At 71.8% G+C, this 13,416-nt stretch carries 10 protein-coding genes and 1 tRNA gene; 4 read left to right on the top strand and 7 right to left on the bottom strand.

All coding sequences use genetic code 11. From position 1 onward, the window contains the following. Positions 1 to 171: 171 nt before the first annotated feature. Positions 172 to 245: transfer RNA gene (locus ACIBBF_RS20700), tRNA-Leu, on the top strand. Positions 246 to 386: 141 nt separating this feature from the next. Here ACIBBF_RS20700 and ACIBBF_RS20695 read toward each other — a convergent pair. Beyond that, positions 387 to 2,627, bottom strand: coding sequence for an ATP-binding cassette domain-containing protein (locus tag ACIBBF_RS20695; protein WP_397417081.1), 2,241 nt, complete (start codon positions 2,625 to 2,627; stop codon positions 387 to 389). Between the two features lie 155 nt (positions 2,628 to 2,782). Between ACIBBF_RS20695 and ACIBBF_RS20690 the strand changes: the two genes are divergently transcribed. Further along, entirely contained in the window at positions 2,783 to 3,274 is a 492-nt protein-coding gene (locus tag ACIBBF_RS20690) for a helix-turn-helix domain-containing protein (protein WP_397417078.1), read from the top strand. Positions 3,275 to 3,321: 47 nt separating this feature from the next. On the opposite strand, the gene ACIBBF_RS20685 is transcribed toward ACIBBF_RS20690, so the two are convergent. From ACIBBF_RS20685 to ACIBBF_RS20670, 4 genes are all read right to left on the bottom strand, one after another. Next, positions 3,322 to 3,924, bottom strand: a complete 603-nt coding sequence (locus ACIBBF_RS20685; RefSeq protein WP_397417075.1) for a ClpP family protease — start codon at positions 3,922 to 3,924, stop codon at positions 3,322 to 3,324. Positions 3,925 to 4,006: 82 nt separating this feature from the next. Further along, the gene (locus ACIBBF_RS20680) at positions 4,007 to 4,705 is read right to left on the bottom strand and encodes an ArsR/SmtB family transcription factor (protein WP_397417072.1); all 699 of its coding nucleotides are present in this window, start codon (positions 4,703 to 4,705) and stop codon (positions 4,007 to 4,009) included. A 41-nt stretch (positions 4,706 to 4,746) separates the two neighbouring features. Next, positions 4,747 to 4,956: a hypothetical protein gene (locus ACIBBF_RS20675; RefSeq protein WP_397417070.1), complete on the bottom strand. Its 210-nt coding sequence runs from the start codon at positions 4,954 to 4,956 to the stop codon at positions 4,747 to 4,749. Positions 4,957 to 5,074: 118 nt separating this feature from the next. Continuing rightward, complete coding sequence (locus ACIBBF_RS20670; protein WP_397417067.1) at positions 5,075 to 5,566, bottom strand: MarR family winged helix-turn-helix transcriptional regulator; 492 nt, start codon at positions 5,564 to 5,566, stop codon at positions 5,075 to 5,077. 59 nt (positions 5,567 to 5,625) lie between these two features. Between ACIBBF_RS20670 and ACIBBF_RS20665 the strand changes: the two genes are divergently transcribed. Then, entirely contained in the window at positions 5,626 to 6,861 is a 1,236-nt protein-coding gene (locus tag ACIBBF_RS20665; RefSeq protein ID WP_397417064.1) for an MFS transporter, read from the top strand. Between the two features lie 163 nt (positions 6,862 to 7,024). After that, positions 7,025 to 11,173, top strand: coding sequence for an efflux RND transporter permease subunit (locus ACIBBF_RS20660; RefSeq protein WP_397417062.1), 4,149 nt, complete (start codon positions 7,025 to 7,027; stop codon positions 11,171 to 11,173). Between the two features lie 233 nt (positions 11,174 to 11,406). On the opposite strand, the gene ACIBBF_RS20655 is transcribed toward ACIBBF_RS20660, so the two are convergent. Both ACIBBF_RS20655 and ACIBBF_RS20650 read right to left on the bottom strand, forming a co-directional pair. Then, positions 11,407 to 12,294: an ABC transporter permease subunit gene (locus ACIBBF_RS20655; RefSeq protein ID WP_397417060.1), complete on the bottom strand. Its 888-nt coding sequence runs from the start codon at positions 12,292 to 12,294 to the stop codon at positions 11,407 to 11,409. Then, positions 12,291 to 13,241: an ABC transporter ATP-binding protein gene (locus ACIBBF_RS20650; protein ID WP_397417058.1), complete on the bottom strand. Its 951-nt coding sequence runs from the start codon at positions 13,239 to 13,241 to the stop codon at positions 12,291 to 12,293. The genes ACIBBF_RS20655 and ACIBBF_RS20650 overlap by 4 nt, the downstream gene beginning before the upstream one ends. Positions 13,242 to 13,416 lie beyond the last annotated feature (175 nt).

Genomic DNA, 13,416 nt, shown 5'->3' with positions numbered 1-13,416 from the left:
GGGTGGGGGGGGGTGTTTGGTGCGTGGGGTGGGTGGCCTCGCGTGGGGGGGTTTGCCCCCCCCCCCCCGCGCCCACCCGACCGAAGTCAGCCTCGGGGCCTGTGCAAGGGACCGATGCAGCCGCCCGATTGCTCTCCTCCGACGTCGTGTCCTCGGTAGTCTCTGGGGTGCGCCCCCATAGCCCAACTGGCAGAGGCAGCCGGCTTAAACCCGGCACAGTCCCGGTTCGAACCCGGGTGGGGGCACGCCGGCTCTGGGTGCGGCCCGGTTGACCCGACGCTCCGGGCTTGACGGCCCGGTCTCAGGAGACAGCCCGACCTTTGGCAGGCCCGGTCTCAGGAGACAGCCCGACCCTTGGCAGGCCCGGTCTCAGGCGACGCCCGGTCTCAGGCGACCAGCTCCGCCAGATGGCGGCCGGTCAGGGAGGCATCCTCGCGTGCCAGGCCGGCGGGGGTGCCCTCGAAGACGACGCGACCGCCGTCGTGCCCGCCGCCGGGGCCCATGTCGATCACCCAGTCGGCCCGTGCCACGACCGAGAGGTTGTGCTCGACCACGATCACCGACCGGCCGGAGTCTACGAGCCGGTCCAGCAGGGCGGCCAGGTTGTCGACGTCCTGCATGTGCAGGCCCGCGGTGGGCTCGTCGAGGACGAACACCGGGGTGTCGCCACCCATCTCGATCGCGAGCTTGAGCCGCTGCCGCTCGCCGCCGGACAGCGTGTTGAGGTGCTGGCCGAGGGAGATGTAGCCCAGGCCGACGTCCGACAGGCGCGACAGCATCGGCAGCACGGCCTTCTCCGTGAAGAAGCCGAGCGCCTCCTCGACGGACATGGCGAGCACGTCCGCGATGTTCTTGCCGCGCAGGGTGTAGCCCAGCACCTCGTCGGTGAACCGCTTGCCGTCGCACGCCTCGCACACGCTCGCGACACCCGCCATGAAGGCGAGGTCGGTGTAGATCAGGCCCACGCCCTTGCACTCCGGGCAGGCGCCGGCCGAGTTCGCGCTGAACAAGGCGGGCTTGACGCCGTTCGCCCGGGCGAACTGCTTGCGGACGGGTTCGAGGATGCCGGTGTAGGTCGCAGGGTTGGACCGGCGCGACCCGCGGATCGCGGACTGGTCCACGAACGTGACCCCGTCGCGCGGCAGGCAGCCGTGGATCAGGGAGCTCTTGCCGGAGCCCGCGACTCCTGTCACCGCGACGAGGACCCCGAGCGGCACGTCGACCGAGACGTCCCGCAGGTTGTGCAGGGTGGCGTGCTCGATCCGGAGCCGCCCGGTCGGCGTGCGCGGCGTGTCCTTGAGCGTGACGGCCTGGTCGAGGTGCTTGCCCGTGGCCGTCCCGGAGGTGCGCAGCCCGGCGAGGTCGCCCTGGTAGACCACCGTGCCGCCGTGCGCCCCGGCACCCGGCCCCATGTCGACCAGATGGTCGGCGGCAGCCATGACCTCGGGCTTGTGCTCGACCACCAGCACCGTGTTGCCCTTGTCCCTCAGGCGCTGGAGCAGGGAGTTCATCTGGCGCACGTCGTGCGGGTGCAGGCCGATGGTCGGCTCGTCGAACACGTAGGTCATGTCCGTCAGGGCCGAGCCCATGTGCCGCACCATCTTGGTGCGCTGGGCCTCGCCACCGGACAGGGACGACGACTCGCGGTCCAGCGACAGGTACCCCAGCCCGATCTGCTCGAAGGTGGCGAGCAGGTCACCCAGGCCGTCGAGGATCGGCTGGACGTGCGGGTCGGTGAGGCCGCGGACCAGGTCGGCCAGGTCGGTGAGCTGCATGGCCGCGGCCTCGCCGATGTGCTTGCCCCGGACCAGCGACGACCGGGCCCGGTCGTTGAGCCGGGTACCGCCGCACGCGGGGCACGGCGCGAACGTCGCGAGCCGCTCGACGGCGGCCCGCATCGCCCCCTTCATCGACTCGACGTCCTTGACCAGGTACAGCCGGGTGATCTTGGGGACCAGCGACTCGTAGGTGACGTTGATGCCGCCCGAGACGATCTTGCGCTCGGGGCCGTGCATCAGGTCGTGCCACTCGGCGTCGGTGTAGTCCTTGAGCGGCTTGTCCGCGTCGAACAGCCCCGAGTCGGCGTAGACCTTCCAGTACCAGGTGCCGACGCCGAAGTTGGGGAACGTGATGGCACCCTCGTTCAGCGACCTGTCCCGGTCCACGAGCGCGTCGGTGTCGATCGTGGAGACCCGGCCGAGCCCCTCGCACTCGGGGCACATGCCCTGCGGGTCGTTGAACGAGAAGAGGTTGGAGCCGCCGATGTGCGGTGTGCCGAGCCGGGACCAGATGACCCGCAGCATCGTGTACGCGTCGGTCGCGGTTCCCACCGTGGAGCGGGCGTTCGCGCCCATGGGCTCCTGGTCCACCACGATCGCCGCCGACAGGTTCGACAGCGTGTCGACGTCGGGCCGGGGGCGCGAGGGCATGAAGCCCTGGACGAACGCCGGGTAGGTCTCGTCGATCAGCCGACGTGACTCCGCGGCGACGGTGCCGAACACGAGTGAGCTCTTGCCGGAGCCGGAGACCCCGGTGAAGACCGTGAGCTTCCGCTTCGGGATGTCCACCGAAACGCCCTGCAGGTTGTTCTCGCGGGCTCCGCGCACCTCGATAGATCCGAACACCACTGTCCTTTCCTGGTCGGTGGTCCCATGGTGCCAGGAGGCACTGACACGCACCCCGGCAACGGGATGCGCCGTTACGCCAGCAGCAGACGCCGGAACGACCCGGTGTGTCAGTGGGGTTGGGTAGCGTGACGGGTACCGACGGCGGGAGTGGGCAGATGACACTGATCTCAACGGGTACTGCGGGTGCCCCGGGGCTCGGCACGGACGAGCGCGTGCCGGGAGCCAGACCTGGCACGTTCGAGCACGCTCGCGAGCCACTGCTGCGTGACCTCGTGGGCGGCATCCTGCGCCGGACCAGGCGCGAGCAACGTCGCACGCTGGCCGACGTCGCCGCGGACGCGCGGGTCTCCACGGCCTACCTGTCCGAGGTCGAGCGCGGCCGCAAGGAGGCCTCGTCCGAGGTGCTCGCCGCGGTGTGCGAGGCGCTCGGGATGCGGCTGGTCGACCTGGTGGAGCGGGCGTGGGCGGAGCTCGCGCTCGCGCTGGCCGCCCAGGAGGAGAGCCGCCGCGTCCGCGTCCTGTCGTCCACGGCCCGGCGTGCGGCGGGCTTCTCGTCGTCCCGGCACCCGCTTCAGGCGGGGTCCACCGGCTCGGGCACCGCGCCGGCCCGCGGCCGGTCCGCGGAGGCCGTCCTGCTCGCGGCCTGACGGTCCCCGATGACCGCGGAGCCGGCAACGGGGACCGGCGCCGGTCCTCAGAGGCCGGCGCGTCGCTTCCCGCCCGGGCGGACGTCGTGCACCTGGTCCACGATCCTGTCGATCATCCCGTAGGCGAGTGCCTGCTCGGCGGTGAACCAGCGGTCGCGTTCCGAGTCGGCGGCGATCGTCTCGACGGTCTGCCCCGTGTGCTCGGCCTGCAGCCGCGTCACCACGTCCTTGACGTGCCGGATGTTCTCGGCCTGGACGACGACGTCGCTGGTGGTGCCGTCGACCCCGCCGGCCGGCTGGTGCATCATGATCCGCGCGTGCGGCAGCGCGTACCGCTTGCCGTGCGTGCCCGAGGCGAGCAGGAACTGACCCATGCTCCCGGCGAAGCCGACCGCCACGGTCGAGACGGCGTTCGGGAGGAGCTTCATCGTGTCGTACACCGCCAGGCCCGCGCCGATGGAGCCGCCGGGTGAGTTGATGTAGACGCTGATGTCCGCGGCCTGGTCCTCGGCAGACAGGAGCAGGAGCTGTGCGGTCACGCGGTTGGCGACGGCGTCGTCGATCTCGCTGCCGATGAGCACGATGCGCTGGTGCAGCAGCCGTGCGGCGAGGTGGTCCTCGAAGGGCTGGAGGTGGGTCGTGTCGGTCATGCCTCCACGATCGTCCCGCCCCGCGCAGAGGGACAGCGGACTCTGCCGGCCGCAGATCTGCTGACGGCAGACCGCCCGCTCGTCACAAGGGGTTGCCCTGCGGATCGATCGTGGGGAACACGTCGAAGTGGACCTCGACCGGCACGGTGCCCGGTTCGCCCTCCTGGCCGCTCAACGGGTCGATGTGCTCCGTGATGAAGCGTTCCCAGGCCGTCACCATCGCGGCCATCTGCTCCGGCGTGGCCCACTTGTTGGCCGAGAAGAAGGTGGTCGCCCCCGTCCAGGAGGTGAGCATCTCCTCGTCCGCGTCCTGCGTGGCCCGGAGGAAGGCCATCACCCGCTCGTGCCGCAGCCGCAGGAACTCCGTGTTCACGGCCTCGGCGGTCTGGCGGCCCGCCGGGGAGTCCTTGCCCGAGCTGGAGATGCTGAAGCCCCCGGGAGTGCGCTCCCACCAGCGCTCGCGTGCCGTGCCCTTGCCCTCCACCTCACGGACGAAGCCGTGCTTGGCGAGCTGGCGCAGGTGGTAGCTGGTCGAACCGCTGGACTCACCGACGATCTCGCCGAGCTTGCTGGCCGTGAGCGGTCCGTGGCTGGGCAGCAGGTCGAGGATGCGGATGCGGAGGGGATGGGCGAGCGCCCGCAGGGCCGCGGGGCCCAGCTCGGGCGGGCGACCGCTGTCCGCGGGTGCGTCCGGAGCGACCCGCAGCTCGGGCGGCCCGGCCGGCACCGGGGCCGACGGCCGTTCGGTCGGGCCGGGGGAGTCCTTGCGTGCTGTCGCCATAGGCAGGACGTTACCCACACCCCGCCGCCGGGACCGGTCGGTCAGCGCAGGGCCAGTGGATGGCGGGCCGCCAGGTTGTCCCGCGCGCGCTCCGCATGGGCTCGCCGACGCTCGGCCCGCTCGATCTCCCGGCGCTGCTCCTCCCGGTCCTCCGGGCGCGGTGCGGCGGGTCGTGTGGCGGACGCCGTCCCGCCGGCGAGGCGCACGGACGGGGGGACGGTGGCGCGGGCGACGGGTGCATAGGCGGTCATCGCGGTGCTCCTCGCTGGGGGGACGGGTCGCCGGACGGGTGCGACCGACGTGACCACCCTACGCATGCCAACAGTTCTTTGCAATAGATTCTTTGCAAGGAGATCTTTGGAGACTCTGTCAGTCCTCCGGATCGCGCCGGAAGGCGTCCAGGTCGTGGTTGAGTCGTTCGAGCAGGCCGGCGAGCAAGGCCCGTTCGGTGGGGGACCAGTCGGCCAGGATCTCGTCGTACATGGCGCTGCGCCGGGTGCGCTCGCGGTCGAGCTGCTGCCGGCCCGCCGGCGTCGCCTCGACCCGTACCGCCCGTCCGTCGAGCGGGTCGCGGCTGCGCCGGGCGAAGCCCGCCTTCTCCAGGCTCACGACCTGACGGGTCACGGTGGACGCGTCGAGCCCCTGCCGCTCGGCGAGCGCGTTGATGCCGAGCGGCCCCTCGGTGCTGAGCACCAGCAGGAGCAGGTAGCCGGACCGTTCCAGCGACGGGGCGTGCCCCGCGCGGATCGCGCCCGTCCGTTCGGCCCGGCGGAGCAGGAGCGCGAGCTGGAGCTCGACGCGGGAGAGCGTGCCCTCGCCGGCGTGCTCGGCGTCGGCGGCCTCTTTCGTCCTCTTCGACATAGGTGTAGCCTACAGGTAGATATCTGTGGGGTACAGGTAAATCGATCCGAGGAGGCCGCGTGGCTACCGCGCGCAACGAACCGAACAAGACAGCGATCTACGCCACGGCGCTCACCGCGTTCTTCGCGATCGCGGGTATCGCCGTCGTGGACCCGATCCTTCCCGTCATCGGCGCGGAGATCGGGGCCACCACCTGGGAGATCGAGCTGCTGTTCACCGCGTACATCGCGGTCATGGCGATCGGCATGATCCCCGCCGTCATGGCGACGGGGCGGTTCGGCTACAAGAAGATCCTGGCGACCGGGGTCACGCTCGTCGCCGTCGCGGCCGGGCTGGCGGCGCTGAGCGGCAACATCGCCCAGCTCGCGGTCCTGCGCGGGGTGTGGGGCCTGGGCAACGCGATGTTCTTCGCCACGGCCATGGTGCTGCTGGTCGCGCTGGCCCGGGACCGCGAGTGGGTGGTCGGCCTGTTCGAGACCTGCGTCGGGCTCGGCTTCGCGGTCGGGCCCCTGATCGGGGGTCTGCTCGGCCACATCAGCTGGCGGGTGCCGTTCTTCGTCTGCGGCCTGCTCATGCTGGTCGCCCTGCTCGTGTCGGTGACCCGGCTGAAGGACCCGGCGGAGAAGCCCGCGCCGCTGCGGCTCGGCCAGGTCTTCGGTCTGTTCCGCAAGCCCGGGTTCCTGTCGCTCGCCGTCGTCACGGCTGCCTACAACTTCGTCTTCTTCGTGGTGCTCGGCTACGTCCCCGTGTTCCTGGGCCTGGACGTCGTGCCGCTCGGCCTGGTGTTCACGGCGTGGGGAATCGGCGTGGCCGTCGGCATCCTCGCGGTCGGTCACCGGCTCGCGCACGCCATCGGGTTCGTGCAGACGCTCGGCGTGGCAGTGCTCGGCGTGCTCGCCTGCGTGGCCCTGCTGGCCATCGGCGTGGGCACCGCGGGATCCGTCGTCGTGACCATCGTGGCCGGTGTGTTCATGGGTATCGCGAACGCCAACCTCACCGACCTGTCGCTGGCCCTCGGCGACCCGGACCGCCGGGTCACCACCGGTGCGTTCAACCTGGTGCGGTGGGGCTTCGCGGCCCCGGCGCCGGTGGTCGCCGGTCTGCTCGCCGAGAGCGTGGGCGCCGCCTCGCCGTTCTGGGTCGCCTCGGGTGTGCTGGTCGTCGGAGTGATCGTGTTCCTCGTCACCGCGCACGTCATGGCGCGGCCGCTCGGTGAGCGCGTGCTCTGGCAGCGCTGGGACCGGCGCGCGCGGCAGGCCGAGCACACGCCGGAGGAGGCCATGTCCGAGCTGTGACGCCGGGCGAGGGCGGGCGGCGGGTTCACCGTTCGGCTTGCCGCTGGTGCGGCACACTGCCCTACTCTGGGGACTTCGGTCGTTTTCACCCCGTTGGTCCGCCCCGGGCACGACGGCGGCGGCGTTCCGTCTGCCCGATCCTCGTCCGCACCGTGGAGTCCCCGTGTTCCGTCTCGCCCGGCTGTCCCTCGCGAACCGAGCCGTCGTGGCGCTGGTGACGATCGCGATAGCGGTGTTCGGCGTGGTGAGCATGACCGCGCTCAAGCAGGAGCTGATCCCGTCCCTCCAGCTGCCGACCGGGATCGTGAGCGCGCAGTACCCGGGCTCGTCGCCGCAGGTGGTCGAGGAGCAGGTCACCGACGTGATCGAGGAGGCCATCGCCTCGGTTGACGACGTCGCCTCCGTGCGCTCGACGGCGTCCACCGGCGTCTCCCTGACCACCGTCGAGTTCACGTACGGCACCGACATGGAGGCCGCGACCCAGCGGCTGCAGACCGCCGTCGCGGGCGCCCAGCCCGCCCTGCCCCAGGATGTCAGCCCGCAGGTCACGACCGGCTCCGTCGACGACGTGCCCGTGGTCCAGATGGCCGTGGCAGGTGACAAGAGCCCCCATGCGCTCGCGGACACGGTCGAGAGCGTGATCGTCCCGGCCCTGGAGGACGTCGAGGGCGTCCGCTCGGTCGCGGTGACCGGGCAGCAGGAGACGGAGGTCCGCGTCCAGCCCGATCAGGCGCGGCTCGCGGCGGCCGGCCTCACACCGCAGGACCTGACCACGGTGCTGCAGGACAACGGTGTCGTCGTGCCGGCGGGCGAGATCACGGACGGCGGGCGTGCCTGGTCGGTGCAGCTCGGCAAGCCCGTAGACATGGTCGACCAGCTCAAGCAGCTTCCCGTCGTGCCGGGCGGCACGGCGGGAGCGGGCGGCACGGCGGGAGCGGGCGGCGATGACGCCGGCGCGGCCGCCGGCGCCCTGCCGGCCGACCCGGCGGCTCCGGCCGAGCCGGCGCTCGTCGGTGAGGTCGCGACGGTCCGGCTCGAGCCGGTGGAGGCGACGTCGTACTCCCGGCTCGACGGTGCGCCGTCGCTCGGCCTGGCCATCACGAAGACGCCCGAGGCCAACACCGTCGAGGTGTCGCACGCCGTCGAGAACGCGCTCGCGGAGGCCGAGGTGGCCGACCCGCTGGCGGAGCGCGGCGTCACGACCGCCGTCGTGTTCGACCAGGCGCCGTTCGTCGAGGACTCGATCCACGGGCTGGCCACCGAGGGTGGTCTCGGACTGCTGTTCGCCGTGCTCGTGATCCTCGTGTTCCTGATGTCGATGCGGTCCACGCTGGTGTCCGCGATCTCCATCCCGCTGTCGCTCGCGGTGACGTTCATCGCGATGAACGCCGGCGGATACACCCTGAACATCCTCACGCTCGGCGCGCTCACCATCTCGATCGGCCGTGTGGTGGACGACGCCATCGTCGTCATCGAGAACATCAAGCGGCACATGTCGTACGGCGTCGAGCGGACCGAGGCCGTCCTGACGGCGGTGCGCGAGGTGGGTGGGGCGATCGCCGCCTCCACGATCTGCACCGTGGCGGTCTTCCTGCCCATCGCCTTCGTGGGCGGCATGGTGGGGGAGCTGTTCCGGCCGTTCGCCCTCACGGTGTCGATCGCGATGCTGGCCTCGCTCGTCGTGGCACTCACCATCGTTCCCGTGCTGGCGTACTGGTTCATCCGGCCGCCGAAGAGCAGCGGTCGTGGCTCGGCGGCACGCGCGGCGGCCGAGGAGAAGGAGGAGCGCGGCGTCTGGCAGCGGCTCTACGTGCCGTCGCTCGACGGCGCGCTGGCACGGCCCGCCGTCACCCTCGGCCTCGCTGTCGCGATCCTGGGCGGCACGGTGGCCCTGGTCCCGCGGATGGAGACCAGCTTCCTCGGGGACAGCGGGCAGGACACCGTGACGGTCACGCAGCACTACGCGCCCGGCACCTCGCTCAAAGGTCAGGACGAGGCGGCCAGAAAGGTGGAGGAGGCGCTCGCGGCCGTCCCGGCCGTCGACAGCGTGCAGTCCACCGTGGGCAGCGGCGGCGACATGTCCATGGCTGCGTTCGGCGGGGCGAGCGCAGGTCTCAAGGCATCCTTCGCGGTGACGCTCACCGACGACGCCGACGGCGCGGCCGCCGCGGCCGACATCCGCGCCGCCGTCGGCGGGCTCGCCGAGAAGCCGGCGACGGAGATCTCCGTCTCAGCCGGGGACTCCGTGGGGACGTCGTCGATCGACCTGGTCGTGCGGGCGCACGACGACGCGGCGCTGAGCCAGGCCACGACCGCACTCCAGGAGGCGATGGGCGGTCTCGACGGTGTCGCCGAGGTCAGCAACGACCTCTCCGCGGCACAGGAGATCGTCGAGGTGACCGTGAACCGCAAGGTCGCGGCCGAGTACGGGCTCACCGAGACCCAGGTCACCGGGATCGCGTCCGCGGCGATGGCGGGTGCGCAGGACATGGGCGAGCTGCGGACCGCCGAGGGTCCCGTGGGCGTCACGCTCGCGGCGGGCCGGACGCCGACGACGATGTCCGGCATCGGCGAGATCCCGGTGCCGACGGCGGCCGGGACGGTGCAGCTCAGCGACGTCGCGACGGTGCACGTCGCCAAGACGCCGACGTCGATCAGCCGGATCGACGGCGACCGGTCCGCGACGGTGTCGGTGACACCTGCCGGCGACGACCTGGGGGCGGTGACCGAGGCGGTCGACGCCGAGATCGCGGCGCTCGACCTGCCCGCGGGGGCCACGGTGACCGTGGGCGGCGCGGCGGCCGACCAGGCGGAGGCGTTCAACGACCTGGGGATGGCGCTGCTGGCCGCGATCGCCCTCGTGTTCATCGTCATGGTGGCCGCGTTCCGCAGCCTGGCCCAGCCGTTCATCCTGCTGGTGTCGATCCCGTTCGCGGCGGTGGGCGCCCTGGTGGCGCTGGTCGCCACGGACACCCCGCTGGGGGTGCCCGCGCTCATCGGCACCCTGCTGCTGGTGGGGATCGTGGTGTCCAACGCGATCGTGCTCATCGACCTCATCAACCAGTACCGCCAGGACGGCATGGCCCTCGACGAGGCGGTGCGCGAGGGTGCGCGCAAGCGACTGCGCCCCATCGTCATGACGGCTCTGGCCACGGTCTTCGCACTGACGCCGATGGCGGTGGGCGTCACCGGCGGCGGGGCCTTCATCTCGCAGCCGCTGGCGCTCGTGGTGATCGGCGGACTCGTCTCCTCGACCGCGCTGACCCTGTACGTGGTGCCCGTGATCTACACGATCTTCGAGGGCCGGGCCGAACGCCGTCGTGCGGCGGACAAGGCCGCCGGGCGGACCACGCGCAGGCCGCTGACCGGCGCGTTCCCCAGCGTCGCGACCGGAGCCTTCCAGACGGTCGGCCGCCAGGCGGCAGCGCAGCGACAGGCACCCGCAGCGCCGGCCTGGCCGCCGACCCCGGAACCCGCTGCCGCCCCGACCGGTTCCTGGGCCTCGCCGGCCCGGTCCACGAGCGCCTGGGCCGAACCCGACCAGGGACGTCCGGGGCGGCACAGCCGGCCCACTCCCGCGCAGGCCCCGCCCGCGCAGGCTCCGTTCACCCAGTCGCCGCCTGCGCAGGTTCCGTCCACTCAGTCGCCGTCTACTCAGTCACCGTCTACTCAGTCGCCGCCCGCGCAGAGCCCGCCGGCTCGAGTTCCGTCGGCCCGGGTATCCGCCAGGATCGAGCCACAGCACGGGGTCGGACAGGGTGCGACCCCAGCTCCCGACCGGCAGCAGCCGGCGGCATATCCGTTGTTCGAGACGTACCCCCAGCAGAACGGATATGCACCGTACGGCGGGCAGCACGCGGAACGCTCCCAGCAGCGCTACCAGCAGCCCGTCCCTGCATCGGACCCGCGGCAGCCCGCCTCGGCACCGGATCCGCGGCAGCCCGCCCCGGCACCGGATCCGCGGCGGCCCGCCCCGGCTGCAGATCCGCGGCAGCACGCTCCAGGACCGGATCCGCGGCTGCAGGCGCGGTCGCCACAGCAGCCCGTGCCGGGGCACTCGGCGCAGCAGTGGCCCGACCCGCCGTCGCCGCATCAGTCCCAGCAAGAGCTACCGGTCCGCCGGCAGCCGCAGCAGGAACGGTCAGTCCGGCCGCCGCAGGAGGAGCCACCGGTCCGGTATCAGCAGGAGCAACCAGCGGTGCGGTATCAGCAGGAGCAACCAGCGGTCCGGTATCCACAGGAGGAACCACCGACCCGGCACCCGCAGCAGGCGGCGCCGGTCTGGCCTCATCCGCTGGACCCGCTCGACTGACGCTTCGCCCCACAGACAACTGTGCTCCCGGGGATGGGTTGCGGAGAGTAGACAATGCCTACTCTCCGCAACCCATCCCCGGGAGCAAGCCTCTCTCCGGAGAGGCGCCGGGCCGGACAGCCCCGGGTGCGGGCTCCGAGCGGGCACTCCGGGTGGACCTGCTCCCAGCGGGCAGGCTCGGGCGACCCTGCTCACGGCCCGGCCCGGCCCGGCCCAGCCCGGCCCACGTCCCTCTACGCGTCCTGCAGCTTGAGGCGGGCCGCTGCACCGATCAGCACCAGCGCCGTGTACCCGCCCAGCACGCCGATGCCCACCCACGGGTCCAGCACGTCCGGGAACGCGCCCGCGTTGGGCGTGATCTGCGCACCCGCCACGCTGGGCAGCAGCTTGTTCACCGTGCCGACCCACTCGAGCTGAGCCGCCGCGAAGGTGGCCACTTGGAAGATCGTCGGGATCACGAGGAAGATCGCGACCACCGTGAAGATCGCACCCGCGGTGTGGCGCAGCAGGGTGCCGAGGCCGAGGGCGAACAGCGCCACCAGCGTCACGTAGAGCACCGTGCCCAGCAGCGACCGCACCTGGTCGCCGTCGCCGAAGTCGACCGTCGCACCGTTGCCGTTCAGGATCGGGTAGGTGACGAGCCAGCTCAGGGCCAGCGACACCGCCGTGAGCACCGCCGTCACGAGCACGAGCACGAGCGCCTTGCCGAAGAACGCCGGCAGGCGGCTGGGCACCGCCGCGAACGTCGAGCGGATCATGCCCGTGGAGTACTCGCCCGTGATCATCAGCGCCCCGAGCACGGCGACCACGAGGGCCGCCATCTCGAACCCGGCCGCCACGACCCTGGTGCCGCCCAGCATGCCGCCCATGGCCGCCTGGTCCTCCGGCGGGGCGCCCTCCATCGCGTCGCCGGCGAGCTGGACCACGAGGGCCAGCAGCAGGGCGAACCCGATCATGACCACGACGGTCGACGCGAGCGTCCACCACGTGGAGCGCAGCGACCACAGCTTGATCCACTCCGAGCGCAGCACCCGCCAGAAGGTGACGGGGCGGACGGAGGTCTTCCCCGTCGTCGGGCCGGACGCGGCTCCGCTCGCCGGAGCGGTGACCGTCGCGCTCATGCCTTGCTCCCCTCGAGGTCGGACGTCGCACCGGCGGTGGCGATGTCCTCGGACTGGTACTCGACCGCGTCGGCGGTCAGCGACATGTAGGCCTCCTCGAGCGTGGACGCGACGGGCGTGAGCTCGTGCAGCACGATGCGCGACGCCGCGGCCAGCTCGCCGACGGAGGCCGCGTTGCTCCCGCGCACCTCCAGCAGGCCCGGCTCGACGTCGTCGACCTGGGCGTTGTTGGCCTTGAGCAGCTCGGCGAGCTCGGTCGCCTGGGGCGAACGGACCCGGACGAGCTTGCGCTCGGCGCCGTCGACGATCTCCTGGACCGGGGCGTCCGCGAGGATGCGGCCGCGGCCGATGACGATCACGTGGTCGGCCGTCAGGGCGACCTCGCTCATCAGGTGGCTGGACAGGAAGACCGTGCGGCCCTCGGAGGCGAGGTACTTGGCGATGTTGCGGACCCACAGCACGCCCTCGGGGTCGAGCCCGTTGACGGGCTCGTCGAGGATCAGCGTGCGCGGGTCACCGAGCAGGGCCGCCGCGATGCCGAGGCGCTGGCCCATGCCGAGCGAGAAGCCACCCACGCGCTTGGTGGCCACGGGGCGCAGACCGGTGAGCTCGATCACCTCGTCGACGCGCCGAGTCGGGATACCGTGCGTCGCGGCCATGGCGAGCAGGTGGTTGCGCGCGGTCCGGCCGGTGTGCACCGCCTTCGCGTCGAGCAGGGCACCCACCTCCGCGAGCGGACGGCGGTGCGCGGCGTACGGCTTGCCGTTCACGGTCACGCTGCCGGCTGTGGGCCGGTCGAGGCCCACGATCATGCGCATGGTGGTCGACTTGCCGGCGCCGTTCGGGCCCAGGAAGCCGGTCACCTGGCCGGGTTGCACGGTGAACGTGACACCGTCGACGGCGGTCTTGGCGCCGTACCTCTTCGTCAGGCCTGTGGCCTTGATCATCACTTGCCCTTCCATCTGGCATGCGGGGACAGTCGATGCGACCGTCGGTCGGTCGCGCCAGGACTGGTCACTACGAGACTAGGGAGCCGGAGGCACCCACCGCACGCATTACCGGCCCCGATCATCCCTGGGACGGACCTACTTCATCCGAAGGTATGACCTGGGAACTCTCCAG

Source organism: Promicromonospora sp. NPDC050880 (genome assembly GCF_044456525.1).
Taxonomy (GTDB): Bacteria; Actinomycetota; Actinomycetes; order Actinomycetales; family Cellulomonadaceae; genus Promicromonospora.
Note: the sequence above shows the minus strand (reverse complement) of the source record. Positions and strands in the feature narration are given on the sequence as shown.

Excerpts from the sequence above, each read along its gene's own strand:
- ACIBBF_RS20675 (WP_397417070.1), bottom strand. The coding sequence starts at position 4,956 with ATGACCGCCTATGCACCCGTCGCCCGCGCCACCGTCCCCCCGTCCGTG.
- ACIBBF_RS20680 (WP_397417072.1), bottom strand. The coding sequence starts at position 4,705 with ATGGCGACAGCACGCAAGGACTCCCCCGGCCCGACCGAACGGCCGTCG.
- ACIBBF_RS20655 (WP_397417060.1), bottom strand. The coding sequence starts at position 12,294 with ATGAGCGCGACGGTCACCGCTCCGGCGAGCGGAGCCGCGTCCGGCCCG.
- ACIBBF_RS20685 (WP_397417075.1), bottom strand. The coding sequence starts at position 3,924 with ATGACCGACACGACCCACCTCCAGCCCTTCGAGGACCACCTCGCCGCA.
- ACIBBF_RS20670 (WP_397417067.1), bottom strand. The coding sequence starts at position 5,566 with ATGTCGAAGAGGACGAAAGAGGCCGCCGACGCCGAGCACGCCGGCGAG.
- ACIBBF_RS20650 (WP_397417058.1), bottom strand. The coding sequence starts at position 13,241 with ATGATCAAGGCCACAGGCCTGACGAAGAGGTACGGCGCCAAGACCGCC.
- ACIBBF_RS20690 (WP_397417078.1), top strand. The coding sequence starts at position 2,783 with ATGACACTGATCTCAACGGGTACTGCGGGTGCCCCGGGGCTCGGCACG.